The sequence below is a fragment of the Streptomyces hyaluromycini genome, from assembly GCF_002217755.1.
In the GTDB taxonomy this organism is placed as follows: domain Bacteria; phylum Actinomycetota; class Actinomycetes; order Streptomycetales; family Streptomycetaceae; genus Streptomyces; species Streptomyces hyaluromycini.
In genome coordinates, this window is sequence record NZ_BCFL01000016.1 from 757064 (window position 1) to 773974 (window position 16911).

Here is a 16911-nt window from a genome sequence, read left to right on the forward strand (position 1 = left end):
CGGCGATGTGACTGCGATACTCCGCCACCCTGCGTCCTTACGCCGACCGAGTCGGCTCCGGAATTCTTTGACGCAGGTCACACGCCGGGTCCGGTCCCCCGACGGCGATCTCCGCCATGCTGTCCTTCGGACATCGACGTACTGAGCGGTACGTCAGCCGCGACGACGGAGACGACGGAGGGGACGCACCATGACCGACACCGTGCTCTACGAGGTGAGCGACGGGCTCGCGACGATCACGCTGAACCGCCCCGAGGCGATGAACGCGCTGAACATCGCGACGAAGGTGGCTCTTCGGGAGGCCGCGCAGGAAGCGTCGGCCGACACGGCCGTCCGGGCGATCCTGCTGACCGCCGCCGGGGACCGGGCGTTCTGTGTGGGCCAGGACCTCAAGGAGCACATCACGCTGCTCGCGTCCGACCGGGAGACCGGGGCGGGGCAGACGATGACGACGGTTCGGGAGCACTACAACCCGATCGTCCGGGCGCTGGCGGGAGCGCCGAAGCCGGTGGTGGCCGGCGTGAACGGGGTCGCGGCCGGGGCCGGGTTCGGTTTCGCGCTCGCCGCGGACTACCGGGTGGTCGCCGACACGGCCGCGTTCAACACGTCGTTCGCGGGGGTCGCGCTGACCGCGGACTCCGGGGTGTCGTGGACACTGCCGCGGGTTGTGGGGCCGGGGCGCGCGGCCGACCTGCTGCTCTTTCCGCGGAGCATCGGTGCGCAGGACGCGTATGAGCTGGGCATCGCGAACAAGGTGGTGCCCTCGGCCGAGCTGCGGGCCGAGGCCGAGAAGGTGGCACGGAAACTGGCCGACGGGCCGACCGTGGCGTACGCGGCGCTGAAGGAGGCCGTCGCCTACGGGCTCACGCACTCCCTCGACGAGACGCTCGACAAGGAGGACGAGCTGCAGGCTCGGGCCGGGGCGTCCGAGGATCACGGGATCGCCGTGCAGGCGTTCGTGAACAAGGAGAAGCCGAAGTATTTGGGGCGGTGACGGTTGGGGGGAACTGCGGGCCGGTGGGGGCTGGTCGCGCCCGCGCGGCGGAGCCGCATATCGATGCGGCCCCGCGCCCCTCACGGGGCGCTGCCGCCTACGGGGTTTTCCGGGCTACGCAGGTTTCGAGATGGTCGTTGACCAACCCGCACGCCTGCATCAGGGCGTACGCCGTCGTCGGGCCGATGAAGCGCAGGCCCCGTTTCTTGAGGGCCTTGGACAGGGCCGTCGACTCGGGGGTCACCGCCTGCACGTCGGCGATGGTCTTCGGTGCGGGATACGTGCCCGGCTCCGGGGCGTGCGACCAGATCAGGGCGTCCAGCTCGCCCGGGGCCCACTCCGCCAGGACCCTGGCGTTGGCCATCGTCGCGTCGATCTTCGCTCTGTTGCGGATGATGCCGGGGTCGGCCAGCAGGCGTTCGCGGTCCTCGTCGGTGAACGCGGCCACCTTCTCGATGTGGAAGCCGGCGAAGGCGGCCCGGAAGCCGGGGCGGCGGCGGAGGATCGTGATCCAGGAGAGGCCGGACTGGAAGGCCTCCAGGCTGAGGCGTTCGTAGAGGGCTTCGTCGCCGTGGACCGGGCGGCCCCACTCCTCGTCGTGGTACGCCACGTAGTCCTCGGTGGACAGCGCCCAGGGGCAGCGCAGCCTGCCGTCCGGGCCGGCCACCGCCGCTCCGTCGATGACGTTTGGCACGTCGGGCGCGTCGGTCATGGCCGGTCCTCCGGCTCGGGCTTGTCCAGCGAGGTGTGCGGGGTGTGCGGCGCGGCCTGGGCGCCGGCCAGCGCGGACTCCAGGTCGTTGATCCGGGCGTCACGCTCCGCGAGCTCGGCGCCGAGACGGCTCAGCGCGTCGTCGACGTCCGCCATGCGGTAGCCGCGCGGGACCAGCGGGAAGCGGATGCTCTCCACGTCCGCGCGGTTCACCGGGCGGTCCGGGGGCAGCGGGTCCTGGAACCGCTCGGGCGCCACCTCGGGCAGCGGTCCGCTCTCGCCGCCGCTCACCACGGAGAGGGTGACCGCGGCGACCACGACCGCGAGCGCGACGACGAGGAACAGGAACATAACCATCGCGGTGGGCCCCCAGGCTCGATGAAGCTCGGTGCAGCAGCACTCGTTGTGCTCAGTGTGCTCGGTGTCGAATGTGTCTGCGTCCGATCGTGCCATGCGAGTCTGACAGTTAGGGTCGCAGGCGGTCTTACCGAGGGAATTACTACGAGAGGTCACAGGCGATGCTCAGGCTGGGCAGGCGGGAATTCGGGCCGTACGAACCGGTGATCATGGCCATCGTGAACCGGACGCCGGACTCCTTCTACGACCAGGGGGCGACCTTTCGCGACGAGCCGGCCCTCGCGCGCGTGGAGCAGGCGGTCGCCGAAGGGGCCGCGATCATCGACATCGGCGGGGTGAAGGCCGGGCCGGGCGAGGAGGTCGGCGCCGAGGAGGAGGCGCGGCGCATCGTCGGGTTCGTCGCGGAGGTGCGCAGACGCTTCCCGGACGTCGTGATCAGCGTGGACACCTGGCGGGCGTCGGTCGGGGAGGCCGCCTGCGAGGCCGGGGCGGATCTGCTGAACGACGCGTGGGGCGGGGTCGACCCGGGATTGGCGGAGGTCGCGGCGCGGTACCGGGTGGGGCTGGTGTGCACGCATGCGGGCGGGGCCGAGCCGCGGACGCGGCCGCACCGGGTGACGTACGACGACGTCGTGGCCGACATCCTGCGGGTGACCCTGGGGCTGGCCGAGCGGGCCGTCGCGCTGGGGGTGCCGCGGGAGTCGGTGCTGATCGATCCCGGGCACGACTTCGGCAAGAACACCCGGCACAGCCTGGAGGCGACGCGGCGGCTCGGGGAGATGGTGGAGACGGGGTGGCCGGTGCTGGTCTCCCTGTCCAACAAGGACTTCGTGGGCGAGACCCTGGACCGGCCGCTGAAGGAACGGGTGATCGGCACGCTGGCGACGACGGCGGTGTCGGCGTGGCTGGGGGCTCAGGTGTACCGGGTGCACGAGGTCGCCGAGACGCGGCAGGTGCTGGACATGGTGGCGTCGATCGCCGGGCACCGGCCTCCGGCGGTGGCCCGGCGGGGGCTGGCGTAGCGTCCTGGGGGCTCCGCCCCCAGCCCCCCCGGTTTCCTCGCCCACCCACCACCCGACTCGGTCGATTGAAAAGACGAGGCAGAAAGACCGTTCGAGGTCCACTCCTCAAGAGACCGAGTCGGGTGGGCGGGTGGGCAACCGCCGGTCCTAGCGGCCCGCTTCCTTCGAGACCAGGCCCACGGCCTCCTCCACGTCGTCCGTGACGTGGAAGAGGAGGAGGTCCTTCTCCGCCGCCTTGCCCTGGGCGACCAGCGTGTTCTTCAGCCACTCGACGAGGCCGCCCCAGTAGCCGCTGCCGAACAGGACGATCGGGAAGCGGGTGACCTTCTGGGTCTGGACGAGGGTGAGGGCCTCGAAGAGTTCGTCGAGGGTGCCGAGGCCGCCGGGCAGGACCACGAAGCCCTGCGCGTACTTGACGAACATCATCTTCCGCACGAAGAAGTAGCGGAAGTTGAGGCCGATGTCGACGTACTGGTTGAGGCCCTGTTCGAAGGGGAGCTCGATGCCGAGGCCGACCGAGACACCGCCCGCTTCGAGGGCACCCTTGTTCGCCGCCTCCATGGCGCCGGGCCCGCCGCCCGTGATGACCGCCCAGCCGGCCTCGACCAGGCCCCGGCCCAACTTCACGCCCGCGTCGTACTCGGCCGAGTCGACCGGCGTTCGCGCAGAGCCGAACACGCTGATCGCGGGCGGCAGTTCGGCGAGCGTGCCGAAGCCCTCGATGAACTCCGACTGGATGCGCAGCACCCGCCAGGGGTCCGTGTGCACCCAGTCGGAGGGGCCGCCCGCGTCCAGGAGACGCTGGTCTGTCGTGCTCGCGGTCACCTGGCCGCGCCGTCGGAGGACCGGTCCCAGGCGCTGCTCGTCCGGCGGCACCTTCTTCCCCTCGGGGTTCCCGGTAGGCATATGTGCGCTCCCTCCGCTTGCAGGTGTATCCGCCCCAGCGTAGATCCGCGCGGGTTACAGGCGCGGGACGTCGGCATGTCGGGTGCGCAGCGCCGTCGTGCGGCTCAGCTGGTCAGCCAGGTGCGCAGCCGCGCCTCGCCCGCCAGGATCTTGGCGGTTTCCACCCTTTCGTCCCGCTTGTGAGCCAAGTGCGGATTGCCGGGGCCGTAGTTGACCGCGGGGACGCCCAGGGACGAGAAGCGGGAGACGTCGGTCCAGCCGTACTTGGGCATCGGCGTACCGCCGACCGCCTCGATGAAGGCGGCCGCGGCCGGGTGGGAGAGGCCGGGCAGCGCGCCGGGGCTGTGGTCGTCGACCACGAACTCCTCGACCCCGCAGTCGGCGAAGACCTCGCGGACGTGGGCGATGGCCTCGGCCTCGGAACGGTCGGGGGCGTACCGGAAGTTGACGGTGACCACGCACGCGTCGGGGATGACGTTGCCCGCCACCCCGCCCGAGATGCCGACCGCGTTGAGACCCTCGCGGTACTCCAGGCCGTCGATGACCGGGTAGCGCGGCTCGTAGGCGGCGAGGCGGGCCAGGATCGGGGCGGCCGCGTGGATCGCGTTGGAGCCCATCCAGGAGCGCGCCGAGTGGGCCCGCTCGCCCGAGGTCTTCAGCAGCACGCGCAGGGTGCCCTGGCAGCCGCCTTCGACCTCGCCGTTCGAGGGTTCCAGCAGCACCGCGAAGTCGCCCGCCAGCCACTCGGGGCGGGCCTCGGCGACGTGCTTGAGGCCGTTGAGGTCGGCGGCGACCTCCTCGTTGTCGTAGAAGACGAAGGTCAGGTCGCGGTTGGGGGCCGGGACGGTGGCCGCGATGCGCAGCTGGACCGCGACGCCCGACTTCATGTCGCAGGTGCCGCAGCCCCACAGCACGCCGTCCTCGTCGAGGCGGGAGGGCACGTTCTCCGCGATGGGGACGGTGTCGATGTGGCCGGCCAGGATCACGCGCTCGGGGCGGCCGAGGTCGGTCCGGGCGATCACGTTGTTGCCGTACCGGTCGACCGTCAGGTGCGGCAGGACACGCAGCGCGCTCTCGATCGCGTCCGCGAGCGGCTTCTCGGTGCCGCTCTCGGAGGGGAGGTCGACGAGCCGCGCGGTGAGCGCGGCGGCGTCCAGCGTGAGGTCAAGCGAGGTGTCGGCCATGGCCTCGACCCTAGCGCCCGTCGGCCCACGGGCTGGTTCACAGGCTTCCGGACCCGGGGGTGAGCGGCTCGTACTGTCCAGTATGTTGTACGCGTGCCAGAGCCGTCCCCCATCCGCCCCAAGCGTCGCAGCCGTGTCCTGCGTTTCGTGTCGGGCTTGCTCATTCTGTGCGCCGTCGCGGCCTACCTGGTCGTCCAGTACGTCACCGGCGGCGGTGGCGCCGAGGGCTGCAAGGTCGTCTCGGGCCGAAGCGACGGCGAGTCGTACGAGTTCACGCCCGAGCAGGCGGTGAACGCGGCGACGATCGCCGCCGTCGGCACCGACCGCGGTATGCCCGAGCGGGCGGTGGCCATCGCCCTGGCGACCGCGATCCAGGAGTCCGGGCTGCTCAACATCGAACACGGCGACCGCGATTCGCTGGGCCTGTTCCAGCAGCGGCCCTCGCAGGGCTGGGGCACCGAGAAGCAGATCCTGGACCCGGCGTACGCGGCGGGCATGTTCTACGCCCACCTGGCCAAGGTGCCCGACTACGAGACCCTGCCGCTGACAGTGGCCGCACAGCGCGTCCAGCGCAGCGGTTACCCGCAGGCGTACGCCAAGCACGAGACCGACGCCACACTGCTCGCGGCGGCCCTGACCGGGCAGGCGGCGGCCACGCTGACCTGCGACGGGCGCCCGGCGGCCCGCACGGAGACGGTGACGACGACGGCGACGACGAGTACCGGTACGGGTACGGACGCGGTACGGACCGCGCTCGTACGGGACTTCGGGCGGGACGCGGTCGAGGAGGCCGGCGCGGAGGTGAGCGGCTCGTCCGCGAGTTCGCCGACGCCGACGCCGAGCGTGACCGCCACGGCGCACGGGCGGACCGTGACCGTGCCGGTGCCGGAGGGGAAGAAGAAGGACAAGTCGGGCCGTACCGAGAGCGAGCGCGGCTGGCAGCTGGCGCACTGGGCGGTGGCCAACTCCTCGGCGCTGCACATCCAGCGGGTGTCGTACGCGGGCCGGGAGTGGGCCGCCGGGAGCACGGACAGCCAGTGGGAGACGGCGTCCGGCACGCAGGGCACGGGCGGAGCGGAGAAGTCCGCGGGCTCGGTGCGGATCGTGACCGGGCAGTAGTTCGGGGATTCCCTCCGGCGGGTCAGCCGGGACGCGACGCATGCGTGGTGCGCCCACGTTTCCGCACGGTCACTCGCGCATGCGTGAATCCCCTTGGGAACACTGAGCCGTAAGGATTCTGCGGATCCACCGGCAAGGCACTGTTTGCCCGTTTTTCTCCACACCCGATAATGCGATGCGTTATCAATTCTTTACCTTGGGCCTCCGCAACCTTTGCGGGCTTCGAGCGGTAGTCACGGCGATCACGTTCCCTCCCGTCGAATGGAGCACCATGTCTCTCCCCCTGACCCGCCGGATCGCCCGTGCCGCGCTGCTCGTCGCAGCGGGAGCGGCTGCCGGGGTCGGTGCGGCCGGCTCCGCCAGTGCGGCCCCGAGTCTGCCGGCCACCCCGAACCTGGGCGGTCTGACCGCGCTGGACGGGGCGAACGTCGGCAACACCGCCGACGGTGCGGCGCAGCACGTCACCGGGGTCGTCGGCCACACCGGCGGCAAGGCGGTCGAGTCGGCGGTGCCGGCCGCGGGCAAGACCGGCGGCAAGACCGTCAAGAAGGCGGCGCCGGTGGTGCAGCACACCGCGGGCGACGCGGCCGGCTCCGCCGGTGGGCTGCTGGGTGACACGGCGTCCACCGCGACGAAGGGTGGGCTGCCGACGGACGGGCTCGCCAAGGGTGGGCTGCCCGTCAAGGGTCTGCCGCTGGGCTGAGTTGCCTGACCGGTGGTTGAAAGGGACCCGGGGTTTTCCCTGGGTCCCTTTCCGTTGTGCTTCGGCTGCGGGTGGGTGGGGGCTGGTCGCGCCCACGCGGCGGAGCCGCAAAGTGATACAGCCCCGCGCCCCTCACGGGGCGCTTTGCGGGGCGCTACGAGAGCCGCTCCACCGCCGCTCGCACTCGCTCGTCCGTTGCCGTCAGGGCCACGCGTACGAAGTTTTCGCCGGCCTTGCCGTAGAAGTCGCCCGGTGCCACCAGGATGCCGAGGTCGGCCAGGTGGGACACCGTCTGCCAGCAGGACTCGTCCCTTGTCGCCCACAGGTAGAGGCTCGCCTCGCTGTGTTCGATGCGGAAGCCGTGGGAGAGGAGGGCCTCGCGGAGGAGGCTGCGGCGCAAGGCGTAGCGCTCGCGCTGTTCGTGGACGTGGGTGTCGTCGGACAGGGCCGCCACCACCGCCGCCTGGGTCGGGGTCGACGTCATCATGCCGCCGTGCTTGCGGATCTCCAGGAGGGGGCCGAGGACCGCCGGGTCTCCCGCCAGGAAGGCCGCGCGGTAGCCGGCGAGGTTGGAGCGCTTGGAGAGGGAGTGGACGGCCACGATGCCGTCGTACGAGCCGCCGTTGACGTCCGGGTGCAGGACCGAGACCGGGTCGGCCTCCCAGCCCAGCTCCAGGTAGCACTCGTCGGAGAAGAGCAGCACGCCGTTTGCACGGGCCCAGGCGACGGTCTCCGTGAGCTCCTGCTTCGCGAGGACCTTGCCGGTCGGGTTGGACGGGGAGTTCAGCCAGAGGAGCTTCAGGCCGGCCGGGTCCAGGTCGCGCGGGTCGTCGTAGACCTCGTAGCCGGCGCGGGCAAGGCGGGCACCGACCTCGTAGGTGGGGTACGCGAGGCGCGGGTAGGCCACCTTGTCACCGGGACCGAGGCCCAGCTGGGTGGGGAGCCAGGCGACGAGTTCCTTGGAGCCGACGATCGGCAGGACGTGGCGGTGGGTGACGTCCCTGGCGCCGAGGCGGCGGGTGACCCAGGCGGTGATCGCGTCGCGCAGCGCCGGGGTGCCCCAGACCGTGGGGTAGCCGGGCGAGTCGGCCGCGTCGATCAGGGCCTTCTGGATCAGGTCGGGGACCGGGTCCACCGGGGTGCCGACCGACAGGTCGACTATGCCGTCCGGGTGCGCCGCTGCCGTCGTTTTGTACGGCTCCAGCTTGTCCCAGGGGAAGGTGGGCAGACGGTCGGAGACTGCGGACACGGTTCCTTGCTCACTTTCTTCGGTACGACCGGTACAGCCGGTACAGCCGGTACAGCCGGTACAGCCGGTACAGCCGACAACGGCCGGTACGGCAAACGCCTCGGCCCCGTACGGCGCCGATCGGGCGTGATCAGGCCGTACGGGACCGAGGCGGCACGGTGATGCGGCGGGCCGCCGGTGCGGACTACTCGGCCTGCGGGGGCAGCGCGGCGATGAACGGGTGGTCCCGCTCGATCAGGCCCAGCTTGCTGGCGCCGCCCGGGGAGCCGAGGTCGTCGAAGAACTCGACGTTGGCCTTGTAGTAGTCCTTCCACTCCTCCGGAGTGTCGTCCTCGTAGAAGATCGCCTCGACCGGGCAGACCGGTTCACAGGCGCCGCAGTCGACGCATTCGTCCGGGTGGATGTACAAGGACCGCTGGCCCTCGTAGATGCAGTCGACCGGGCACTCTTCGATGCACGCCTTGTCCTTCACGTCGACACAAGGCTGCGCGATGACGTAGGTCACGCTGTCGTTCCTCCTCGAATGGGCGCTGGCGGGCCTCCGTAGGCTCCGCCGCCTGGCGCGCGGGAGCGCGGCGTCGTCGATGCCCGCCCCTAGTATCTCCGTTCCTGGGCATGATCCGAACAGGAGGGGTGAACTGACCAGTGGAAATCTCTGCCGCAGGACGCTTCGAGGTCCGTATCACCGCTGCTGACGTGGGTAAACGAGTATCCGTGCGCCGTTTGACCGGAAATGGTGTCGCCACGGAGAAGTTCACCGACACGGTGGGTGTTCTCACATCATGGGACGACGACGGCATGCTGACGATCACACGGCGGGACGGGGAGACCGTCCGGATACCGGAGTCCGCGCTGGTGGCGGGGAAGGTGGTGCCGGCCGCTCCGGCGCGCCGCCGGGGACCCGCGGCGACCTATCGGGAACTCGCGCGTGTCGCCGCGCGCGGCTGGCGCCCGGTGGAGAGCGAGCGGCTCGGCGAGTGGGAGCTGCGCGCCGCCGCGGGGTTCACCCGGCGGGCGAACAGCGTGCTGCCGCTCGGTGATCCCGGGCTGCCGCTGGACGCGGCGCTGGCGGCCGTACGGCGCTGGTACGGCGAGCGGGGGCTGCCCGCGTACGTGCAGACCGCGACCGGCGCCGAGGGCACGCAGGAGCTGCTCTGCGCGGAGCTGGAGCGGCGCGGGTGGGTGCGCGAGGTGAGCGCCGAGCTGTGGACCGGCGGGCTGGCGCCGGTCGCGGACCGGGCGGCCGGGGCCGGGGTGCTGCTCGACCGGGAGGCCGGCGAGGAGTGGCTGGCGCGGTACCAGCGCAAGGGGGTGAGCGAGGTTGCGCTGAAGGTGCTGGGGAGCGGGCCGTCGGTGTGGTTCGCGACCGTGCCGGGAGCCGAGGGAGGTGCCCCTGCGGCCATCGGGCGGCTGGTGGTGGACGGCAGGTGGGCCGGGTTCGCCGCCGTGGAGGTGGATCCGGGGCTGCGGCGGCGGGGGCTGGCCACCGAGGTCATGGCCGCGCTCGCGCGCCGGGCGCTGGAGGAGGGCGCGTCGGCGGCCTGGCTGCAGGTGGAGACGGACAACGAGGGGGCGCGGGAGCTGTACGGGCGGCTTGGTTTCGCGGCGCATCACGCGTACCACCACTACCGGGCGCCGGGGGCGGACGGCTCCTGAATCCTGGCGTCGAGGCGGTACCGATCATTCCGAAGGGGCACGAGACAGCTATGGCTTCCGGTCAGCCACACCCACGTCCGCCGTCGTCGGGGCGGGCCGCCGAGGTACGGCGGCGGTTCGCCGAGGAGGCGCGGTCCGAGCGGCCCGATCTGGCGACGCTGTGTCTGCTGCTGGGCGCGGCGGCCGACGGCTCGCTGGACGAGGCCGGGATCGACGCGGCGCAGATGGAACTGGACCGGCTGGCCGGGCAGCTGCCGTACCGGCCGGGCGGGCCGCACGCGTGGGCTACCGCGGCGCACCGGGTCCTTGGCGAACGCTTCGGCTTCCGGGGCACCCCCGCGGACTACCAGCGGCTGGAGTCCTCGCTGCTGCACGAGGTGCTGCGGCGGCGGCGCGGGCTGCCGATCCTGCTGTCCGTGGTGTGGCTGGAGGTCACCCGGCGGGCGGGGGCGCCGGTGTACGGGGTCGCGCTGCCGGGGCACTTCGTGGTCGGGTTCGGGGCGGCGGAGGAGCAGGTGCTGGCCGATCCGTTCGACGGGGGGCGGGTGCTGACCGGGGCGGACGCGGAGCTGCTGGTGGTGGGGGCGGCGGGGGTGCCGCTGGAGCCGGCGATGCTGGAGCCGGCCGATGCCCTGGACGTCGTACGGCGGATTCTGAACAACGTGCGGGCGTGGGCGGCGACCCGCCCGGAGCGGTCGGACGTGGGCCTGTGGGGGGTGGACCTGTCCCTGCTGATGCCGTCGCATCCGGCGCGACTGCGCTACGAGCGGGCGCGGTTGCTGGTGGAACGAGGTGAGTTCGCGGACGGCGCCGAGGAGTTGGAGGAGTACGCGGGGCTGATCGACGTGGTCGACGAGGGGGCGGCGGAGAAGGTGCGGGGGGAGGCCCGGGCGGCACGGGCTCGTCTCAACTGAGCCCCGCCGGTCGCCCTCAACCCACCGGTCGCCCTCTAGAGCCAGCCCTTCTCTCTCGCGATCCGGACCGCTTCCGCCCTGTTCCGTACCGCGAGCTTCTGGATCGCCGTCGAGAGGTAGTTCCGTACCGTCCCCTGGGAGAGGTGCAGCGCAGCCGCCAGTTCCGCGTTGGTCGAGCCGTCGGCCGCCGCGCGGAGGACCTCGCGTTCGCGGTCGGTCAGGGGGTTGGCGCCCTCGGCGAGGGCCGCCGCCGCGAGCGTGGGGTCGATGACGCGTTCGCCGGCGAGGACCTTGCGGACGGCCTCGGCGAGCTGGGCGGCGGGGGCGTCCTTGACGAGGAACGCGTCGGCGCCCGCCTCCATCGCGCTGCGGAGGTAGCCGGGCCGGCCGAAGGTGGTGAGGACGACCAGTTTCACCGTCGGCAGCGCCTTGTGGAGCTGGGCCGCCGCCTCGATGCCCGTACAGCCCGGCATCTCGATGTCGAGCAGGGCGACGTCGATGTCGTGCTGCCGGGCCGTCGGCAACACCTCGTCGCCGCGGGCGACTTGAGCGACGACCTCGATGTCGTCCTCCAGGCCCAGCAGGGCGGCCAGCGCCTCGCGGACCATCGACTGGTCCTCCGCGAGGAGGACCTTGATCGTGCTGCTCATGCCCCGGATCCTACGGCCATGCCGGAGCCGAGCGGGACCCGGGCGACCAGCCGGAAACCGCGCTTCGCACGGCCCGCCTCCAGCGTGCCGCCCGCCTTCTCCAGCCGCTCGGTGAGCCCGGTGAGCCCGTTGCCGGGGCCCTTGCCCGCGCCGCCCGAACCGTTGTCCTCGACGGCGAGTTCGAGGACCGGGCCGTCCAGGGTCTGACGGCGCAGCAGCTCCACCGTGCAGACACTCGCACCGCTGTGCCGTACGACGTTGGTGATCGCCTCCCGCAGCGCCCACGCCAGGGCCGCCTCGCCGTCGTCGGGTACGCCGGCCAGGTCGGGGTCGGCCGGGACGTCGGCGGTGACCGCGGCGGCGGTCAGGGCGACCTGGGCGCCCGCCAGTTCGGCGGCGAGCCGGGGCCGCCGGTAGCCGGTGACCGCCTCGCGGACGTCCACCAGGGCCTGGCGGCTGACCTGTTCGATGTCGGAGACCTGCTGAGCCGCCTTGTCGGGGTGGTCGGGGAGCATCCGGCCGGCCAGCTCGCTCTTCAGGGTGATCAGGGAGAGGGAGTGGCCGAGCAGGTCGTGCAGGTCGCGGGCGAGGCGCAACCGCTCCTCGTTGGCGGCCAGTTGGGCGACGGTGGCGCGGGCCTTGCGCAACTCGATGGTGGTGGCGACGAGTTGCCGTACGCCGGTCATGGAGAAGCCGACCAGCAGCACCACCAGGAACAGGCCCCACGCCTCGTCCATGTCGTGGACGTACCAGCCCGCCAGCATCATGGCGGCGGTGGTCAGCGGGATCGTCCAGTAGGCGGCCCGCAGCGGGAAGGTCACTCCGCACATCACGGAGACGTACACGAACAGGCCGAACCAGGAGCCGCCGAGGGTGAAGGCCAGAGTGACCGCGAGCGTCGCCTCCACGACGATCGCGGCGGTGACGATCCCGCCGCGGTAGGGCCGGCCCATGGAGCGGAAGACGATGGTCAGGTAGATCCCGACGAAGGCCGTCAGGCCCGCCCAGCCGGCCGCCGTGGCTCCGGTGGTGTGGTGGCCGGAGGCCAGGTCCTGCGCCGGGGAGGCCAGGAAGACCAGCCAGGGCAGGACCCACACCAGCTTGCGCATCGCCTCGCTCCGGTTGCGGGGCGGCCGGCCGATGCGCACCAGCCGTTCCGCCCGGGCTTCGTCGCCGGGTCGCAGGTCTTCCGTCATGGTGCTCACGCCTTCAGCGTGTCCTTCCGGTACAGCCAGGCCGCGCCGCCGACGAAGAGGGCGAAGAAGACGACGAGGATGGCGATGTCCTGGGCTTTCGGGGCCTGGCTCTGCTCGATGGCCCGCCCGAGTGCAGCGTACGCGTGCGTGGGCAGCCACTTCGCGATGTCCTGGAGCCAGGTCGGGAAGGACGAGGACGGCCACCACAGGCCGCCGAGGATCGACAGGCCGAAGTAGGTGATCATCGTGATCGGACGGACCGCGTCCCCGGAGGCGAGGTAGCCGATGGCCACGCCGAGCGCGGCGAAGACCAGGCTGCCGGCCCAGATCGCACCGGTGAGGGCGAACCACTGCCAGGCGTCCAGGCGTACGTGCTTGACCGAGGCGGCGACCAGGAAGACGACCACGATGGAGGGCAGGCTCACCACGGCGGCGCTCGCGGTCTTGGCGAGGACGTAGCCGCGCCCGGGCAGCGTGGTCAGCCGCAGCTGCCGTACCCAGCCGCTCTCCCGTTCCTTGGCGATGCGCTCGCTGTTGCCCATCAGGACGGCGGTGAGGGCGCCGAAGGAGGCCATGGAGACCATGACGTAGGCGGCGACGGACAGGCCGGAGTTGTCCACGGTGGCGCCGGTGCCGCCCTGGCTCGCGACCAGCAGGAAGATGATCGAGGGGTAGATCACCGAGAAGAACAGGAACTTGCGGTTGCGCAGGGCGCGGGCGAGCTCCAGCTTGATCAGGGCGTTCATGACTGCGTGGCCTCCTTGGCCTCTTCGGCCTCCGTGATGGCGACGAACGCCTGCTCAAGGCCGAGCCCGGCGACTTCGAGGTTGCGGGGGTAGAGCCCCAGGCCGTAGAGGGCGTGGACGGTGGCGTCGGCGTCGGACGACTGCATACGGACGGTCTGGCCGCTCCCCGCGGCGGAGCCGCTTTTTGACACAGTGGCGGCGGTGAGGAAGGGCAGCGCCCGCAGCGGGGCCTCGTCGATCTCGCCCTCCAGGTCGAAGGAGATCCTTCTCGCTCCGGCCTTCGCCTTGATCTCGGCGGCCGTCCCGTCGGCCAGCAGCCGCCCCCGGTGCAGCACCAGCACCCGGTCGGCGATGGCGTCGGCCTCTTCGAGGTAGTGGGTGGCGAACAGGACGGTACGGCCCTGGTCGGCCTGTTCGCGCATGGTGGCCCAGAACGCCTGGCGGGCGGAGACGTCCATGCCGGTGGTGGGCTCGTCCAGGACGATCAGGTCGCTGTCACCGGCGGTGGCGAGGGCGAAGCGGACGCGCTGGGACTGGCCGCCGGAGAGCTTGTTGACCTTGCGGTCGGCGATCTGCGAGATGCCCGCGCGGGCGAGGACGTCGGTGACCTTGTAGGGCTTGGGGTGCAGCTGGCAGGCGAGCTTGACGAGCTCGGCGACCGTGACCTCGTCCATCAGGCCGCCGCTCTGCAGCATCGCGCCCACGCGTCCGGCGACGATGGCCTCGCGCGGGCTCAGACCGAACACGCTCACCGTGCCGGTGTCGGCCTGCTTGAGGCCGAGCAGCAGGTCGAGCGTGGTCGACTTGCCCGCGCCGTTGGGCCCGAGCAGGGCCACGGTCTCCCCCGGGTGCAGCCGCAGCGAGAGCCCGTCGACGGCCCGCACGTTCCCGTAGGTCTTGCTCACTTGGTCGAACCCGACCACCACCGGGGTCCCGGTGGCCGTCGTCGCCGCTGTCGTTGTCATGCCTCCATGCTGTCGGCGAGCCCCTGGCCGGGGGCAGTGCCGGTCGTCCGGAGAGCCGCATGACAGATGTCATGAGCGGCGCGTGACAAGCGCGAAGGGGCGCCCGGTGAGCACCGGGCGCCCCTTCGCCGCGCGTCAGCTCGGGTTGGTGTCGATGACGCCCACCCGGTTGGTCTTGCTGAGCAGGGCCTGGCGCAGGGCGACGTAGACGTCCTGCGGGGTGACGGCCGTCTTCTCGCCGCTGGCGCGGGTGATCTTGACGCCGTCGAAGGCGTTGCCGTAGAGGTTCTTGAGCGCGTTCAGATCCGGGCTGTCGACGAGCTTGCCGTCGACGACCTTGACCCGGAGGAACTTCCACAGGGAGTTCTGCGGGCTCATCGGCACCTGGACGCCGGTGTCCGTCTTCACCGTGACCAGCGCCGACATCGCCGGCTGCGCGAACGCCTTCATCTCGCGGTCGACCTCGGCGTTGGAGACCGTCGGCTGCACGGTGGTCGTCGGCACGTTCACCGCGGTGGCGGTGCCGGTCTCGACCATCGTCTCGTACGCCTGCTTCACCGCCTGCGTGGAGGCGGCCGCGTCGATGCCCTTGCCCGCCTTGCCGTAGACCGCGACGGCCTTGCCGGAGGTGAACTTGATCGTGCCCTCGGTGACCGAGCCGGAGCTGCTGCCGAGGTCCTTGAGGGCGGCCTGGAGCTTCTCCTCGTCGACCGGCATGGCGGGGTCGACGACCCGCTTCTGGCCGAACAGGGAGCCGATCACGGAGATCGGGTTGTAGTCGCTCTTGGCGGCCGCCTCGACGGTGTTCTGCATGTCGAACTGGAGGCCCGCCTGGTCCGGCGGCAGCGAGACGGTCTTGCCGTCGACGGACAGCTTCAGCGGCTGGTTCACGTGCTTGCCGAAGGCGTCGTCGAGCTTCCTGACGGCGTCGTCCCGGGTGCCGCCGCCGATGTCGACGCCGAGCACGGTGGTGCCCTTGGGCACGTCGGAGTGGTTCATGAGCAGCCCGGCGCCGTAGACGCCGATGCCGGCGACCACCACGACGCCGCCGAGCAGCGGCAGCTTGCCGCGCTTCTTCTTGGCCTTCGCCTTGCCCTTGGACTTGGCCTCGGCCGGGGGCGGCGAGACCGGTTCGGGCAGCTTCGGGGGCGTGTGCGGCAGCGGCCCGTCGGTGGGCGCGCCGGGCGCGAACGGGGAGTTGGCGCCCGGCGGCACGACCGGGATGCCGCTGGTGACGGTGTGCCCGGAGACGTTGTGCGCCGGGGAGCCGTAGCCGGGCGTGCCCGGTTCGGGGGCGGGCTTCTGCGGGGTGAGGATCGCGGTGTCGTCGCTCAGGCCGCCGCCGGGGAGGCCGGCGGGGGCGGTGCGCGCGCCGGGCCGGGCCTGGGCGGCACGGGCGCGCGGGCCGCCGGGACCACCGGGGCGGGCGGGGCCGCCGCCGGGGCCCGCGGGACCGCCCGGGGTGCCGAACGGCTCACCGCCGCCGAAGGCCGCGCCGGGGCCGCCCGTTCCGTTGGGGACGGCCGGGCCGCCGAAGGGCTCGCCGCCGTTGACCGGCGGGACGAACGGGCCGTCCCCGGTGACCGGGCCGCCGGTGGGGCCTGCCGGGCCCTGCGGGCCGCCGAGGCCGCCGGGTCCGCCCGGTCCGTTGAAGCCGCTGGGGCCGCCAGGTCCGGCCGGGCCGCCGCCGGGCGCGCCGGGACCGGTCTGGGCGCCGTTCTGGCCGCCGTTGTCCGAGAAGTACGGCAGGTCGTCGCGGCGGCCGTCGCCGCCGCCCTTCGCGCCGCCCCGGGGGCCACCGAGGGGGCCCGCGGCGAGCGCCTCGGTCACGTCGAAGGAGCCGGTGCCGCCACCGTGGCCGGGAGCCACCGGGCCGCCGGTGGCTCCCGTGGGCAGCCCCGCGCCGTTGGTCGCGCCGGGCCGGGACGTGCCGGGCACGCTCATGGAGCCGACGACACCGCCGGGACGGCCGCCGCCCGGACGCGCACCGCCCAGGGTCGCCGGGCCGTTCGGCGCGCTCGGCGCCGCGGCGGGGGAACCGCCGGGCGCTCCGCCGCCGTTCGTGGCGCCGCCGCGCGGACCGCCCTTGGCCGGGCCGGACTTGCGCGGCGCGAACCAGTCGCTGGCCTTCTCGTCGGCGGCGGGCGCGGGCGCCGGCTCGGCGGCGGGCGGCTCGACGATGCCGGTGGACGTGGCGGCGCCCGTCGGCAGCGTGTGCGTGCCCGTCTCCTCGCCGGTGCCGCCCGTGCCGGTCGCACCGGCGGCGGCGCCGTCGACGTCCGCGACGGGGGTACGGACGACCACGGGCGGAATCGGCCGGGAACCGGGGATGTTGATCCGGATCCGGGTCGTCAGCGTGGTCTCGGTCTTGCGTTCCTCCGGCTGCGCGGCCGAACGGGCCGCGTCCGTACCGTCGTCGGAAGCCATGGGGGTCCCGTACGGCGGCGTGCCCGAAGGGTATGCGGATCCTCCGCGCCCGTTGGGCCCGGAGGACGGAGTGTCAGTTTCACGACTCAAGGCAGGTTCTCCCGGTTGGCTC

At 72.3% G+C, this 16911-nt stretch carries 17 protein-coding genes; 6 read left to right on the forward strand and 11 right to left on the reverse strand.

What is annotated here, in order from left to right; translation table 11 throughout:
• Positions 1 to 190 precede the first annotated feature (190 nt).
• Entirely contained in the window at positions 191 to 994 is an 804-nt protein-coding gene (gene chcB / locus SSP29_RS03455; RefSeq protein ID WP_089098940.1) for a 2-cyclohexenylcarbonyl CoA isomerase, read from the forward strand.
• 97 nt (positions 995 to 1091) lie between these two features.
• On the opposite strand, the gene SSP29_RS03460 is transcribed toward chcB, so the two are convergent.
• Both SSP29_RS03460 and SSP29_RS03465 read right to left on the reverse strand, forming a co-directional pair.
• Complete coding sequence (locus SSP29_RS03460; RefSeq protein WP_089098941.1) at positions 1092 to 1706, reverse strand: DNA-3-methyladenine glycosylase I; 615 nt, start codon at positions 1704 to 1706, stop codon at positions 1092 to 1094.
• A complete protein-coding gene (locus tag SSP29_RS03465) occupies positions 1703 to 2062 on the reverse strand; it encodes a DivIVA domain-containing protein (protein ID WP_089098942.1) in 360 nt (119 codons plus the stop codon). Before SSP29_RS03465 ends, SSP29_RS03460 begins: the two co-directional genes overlap by 4 nt.
• Before the next feature lie 161 nt (positions 2063 to 2223).
• Here SSP29_RS03465 and folP point away from each other — a divergent pair, with 161 nt between their 5' ends.
• Entirely contained in the window at positions 2224 to 3084 is an 861-nt protein-coding gene (gene folP, locus SSP29_RS03470; RefSeq protein ID WP_089098943.1) for a dihydropteroate synthase, read from the forward strand.
• 147 nt (positions 3085 to 3231) lie between these two features.
• On the opposite strand, the gene SSP29_RS03475 is transcribed toward folP, so the two are convergent.
• Both SSP29_RS03475 and dapE read right to left on the reverse strand, forming a co-directional pair.
• Positions 3232 to 3990: an LOG family protein gene (locus SSP29_RS03475; RefSeq protein WP_089098944.1), complete on the reverse strand. Its 759-nt coding sequence runs from the start codon at positions 3988 to 3990 to the stop codon at positions 3232 to 3234.
• Positions 3991 to 4094: 104 nt separating this feature from the next.
• Positions 4095 to 5174 carry a succinyl-diaminopimelate desuccinylase gene (gene dapE / locus SSP29_RS54905; protein WP_089098945.1) on the reverse strand — a complete coding sequence of 360 codons (1080 nt, stop codon included), beginning with the start codon at positions 5172 to 5174 and terminating at the stop codon, positions 4095 to 4097.
• 93 nt (positions 5175 to 5267) lie between these two features.
• On the opposite strand from dapE, the gene SSP29_RS54910 reads away from it, so the two are divergent.
• Together SSP29_RS54910 and SSP29_RS03490 are read left to right on the forward strand one after the other, a co-directional pair.
• A complete protein-coding gene (locus tag SSP29_RS54910; RefSeq protein WP_438363772.1) occupies positions 5268 to 6293 on the forward strand; it encodes a heavy metal transporter in 1026 nt (341 codons plus the stop codon).
• A gap of 271 nt (positions 6294 to 6564) precedes the next feature.
• Positions 6565 to 6996: an ATP-binding protein gene (locus tag SSP29_RS03490; protein ID WP_089098947.1), complete on the forward strand. Its 432-nt coding sequence runs from the start codon at positions 6565 to 6567 to the stop codon at positions 6994 to 6996.
• Positions 6997 to 7150: 154 nt separating this feature from the next.
• Here SSP29_RS03490 and SSP29_RS03495 read toward each other — a convergent pair whose 3' ends face one another.
• Both SSP29_RS03495 and fdxA read right to left on the reverse strand, forming a co-directional pair.
• Complete coding sequence (locus tag SSP29_RS03495) at positions 7151 to 8245, reverse strand: bifunctional succinyldiaminopimelate transaminase/glutamate-prephenate aminotransferase (RefSeq protein WP_089098948.1); 1095 nt, start codon at positions 8243 to 8245, stop codon at positions 7151 to 7153.
• A 184-nt stretch (positions 8246 to 8429) separates the two neighbouring features.
• Positions 8430 to 8750 carry a ferredoxin gene (fdxA, locus tag SSP29_RS03500; protein WP_089098949.1) on the reverse strand — a complete coding sequence of 107 codons (321 nt, stop codon included), beginning with the start codon at positions 8748 to 8750 and terminating at the stop codon, positions 8430 to 8432.
• A 140-nt stretch (positions 8751 to 8890) separates the two neighbouring features.
• Here fdxA and SSP29_RS03505 point away from each other — a divergent pair, with 140 nt between their 5' ends.
• Together SSP29_RS03505 and SSP29_RS03510 are read left to right on the forward strand one after the other, a co-directional pair.
• Positions 8891 to 9901: a GNAT family N-acetyltransferase gene (locus SSP29_RS03505; protein WP_089098950.1), complete on the forward strand. Its 1011-nt coding sequence runs from the start codon at positions 8891 to 8893 to the stop codon at positions 9899 to 9901.
• 50 nt (positions 9902 to 9951) lie between these two features.
• Entirely contained in the window at positions 9952 to 10815 is an 864-nt protein-coding gene (locus tag SSP29_RS03510; RefSeq protein WP_089098951.1) for a transglutaminase-like and tetratricopeptide repeat-containing protein, read from the forward strand.
• A gap of 35 nt (positions 10816 to 10850) precedes the next feature.
• On the opposite strand, the gene SSP29_RS03515 is transcribed toward SSP29_RS03510, so the two are convergent.
• The 5 genes from SSP29_RS03515 to SSP29_RS03535 form a co-directional block, all read right to left on the reverse strand.
• Positions 10851 to 11465: a response regulator transcription factor gene (locus tag SSP29_RS03515; RefSeq protein WP_089098952.1), complete on the reverse strand. Its 615-nt coding sequence runs from the start codon at positions 11463 to 11465 to the stop codon at positions 10851 to 10853.
• On the reverse strand, positions 11462 to 12661 hold the full coding sequence (locus SSP29_RS03520) for a sensor histidine kinase (RefSeq protein ID WP_089099788.1): 1200 nt from the start codon (positions 12659 to 12661) through the stop codon (positions 11462 to 11464). Before SSP29_RS03520 ends, SSP29_RS03515 begins: the two co-directional genes overlap by 4 nt.
• Positions 12662 to 12666: 5 nt before the next feature.
• Complete coding sequence (locus SSP29_RS03525) at positions 12667 to 13407, reverse strand: ABC transporter permease (protein ID WP_089098953.1); 741 nt, start codon at positions 13405 to 13407, stop codon at positions 12667 to 12669.
• Positions 13404 to 14372 (reverse strand): ABC transporter ATP-binding protein, encoded by a 969-nt coding sequence (locus tag SSP29_RS03530; RefSeq protein WP_089098954.1) that lies wholly within the window; start codon positions 14370 to 14372, stop codon positions 13404 to 13406. Before SSP29_RS03530 ends, SSP29_RS03525 begins: the two co-directional genes overlap by 4 nt.
• A gap of 135 nt (positions 14373 to 14507) precedes the next feature.
• Positions 14508 to 16889, reverse strand: coding sequence for a peptidoglycan binding domain-containing protein (locus tag SSP29_RS03535; protein WP_089098955.1), 2382 nt, complete (start codon positions 16887 to 16889; stop codon positions 14508 to 14510).
• Positions 16890 to 16911: the final 22 nt, after the last annotated feature.

Bases quoted from the DNA above. Each gene is read 5' to 3' on its own strand.
- SSP29_RS03465 (WP_089098942.1), bottom strand. From the start codon at position 2,062: ATGGTTATGTTCCTGTTCCTCGTCGTCGCGCTCGCGGTCGTGGTCGCC.
- folP (WP_089098943.1), top strand. From the start codon at position 2,224: ATGCTCAGGCTGGGCAGGCGGGAATTCGGGCCGTACGAACCGGTGATC.
- chcB (WP_089098940.1), top strand. From the start codon at position 191: ATGACCGACACCGTGCTCTACGAGGTGAGCGACGGGCTCGCGACGATC.
- dapE (WP_089098945.1), bottom strand. From the start codon at position 5,174: ATGGCCGACACCTCGCTTGACCTCACGCTGGACGCCGCCGCGCTCACC.
- SSP29_RS03460 (WP_089098941.1), bottom strand. From the start codon at position 1,706: ATGACCGACGCGCCCGACGTGCCAAACGTCATCGACGGAGCGGCGGTG.
- SSP29_RS03530 (WP_089098954.1), bottom strand. From the start codon at position 14,372: ATGACAACGACAGCGGCGACGACGGCCACCGGGACCCCGGTGGTGGTC.
- SSP29_RS03475 (WP_089098944.1), bottom strand. From the start codon at position 3,990: ATGCCTACCGGGAACCCCGAGGGGAAGAAGGTGCCGCCGGACGAGCAG.
- SSP29_RS03515 (WP_089098952.1), bottom strand. From the start codon at position 11,465: ATGAGCAGCACGATCAAGGTCCTCCTCGCGGAGGACCAGTCGATGGTC.
- SSP29_RS03525 (WP_089098953.1), bottom strand. From the start codon at position 13,407: ATGAACGCCCTGATCAAGCTGGAGCTCGCCCGCGCCCTGCGCAACCGC.
- SSP29_RS03520 (WP_089099788.1), bottom strand. From the start codon at position 12,661: ATGACGGAAGACCTGCGACCCGGCGACGAAGCCCGGGCGGAACGGCTG.
- SSP29_RS03510 (WP_089098951.1), top strand. From the start codon at position 9,952: ATGGCTTCCGGTCAGCCACACCCACGTCCGCCGTCGTCGGGGCGGGCC.
- SSP29_RS03490 (WP_089098947.1), top strand. From the start codon at position 6,565: ATGTCTCTCCCCCTGACCCGCCGGATCGCCCGTGCCGCGCTGCTCGTC.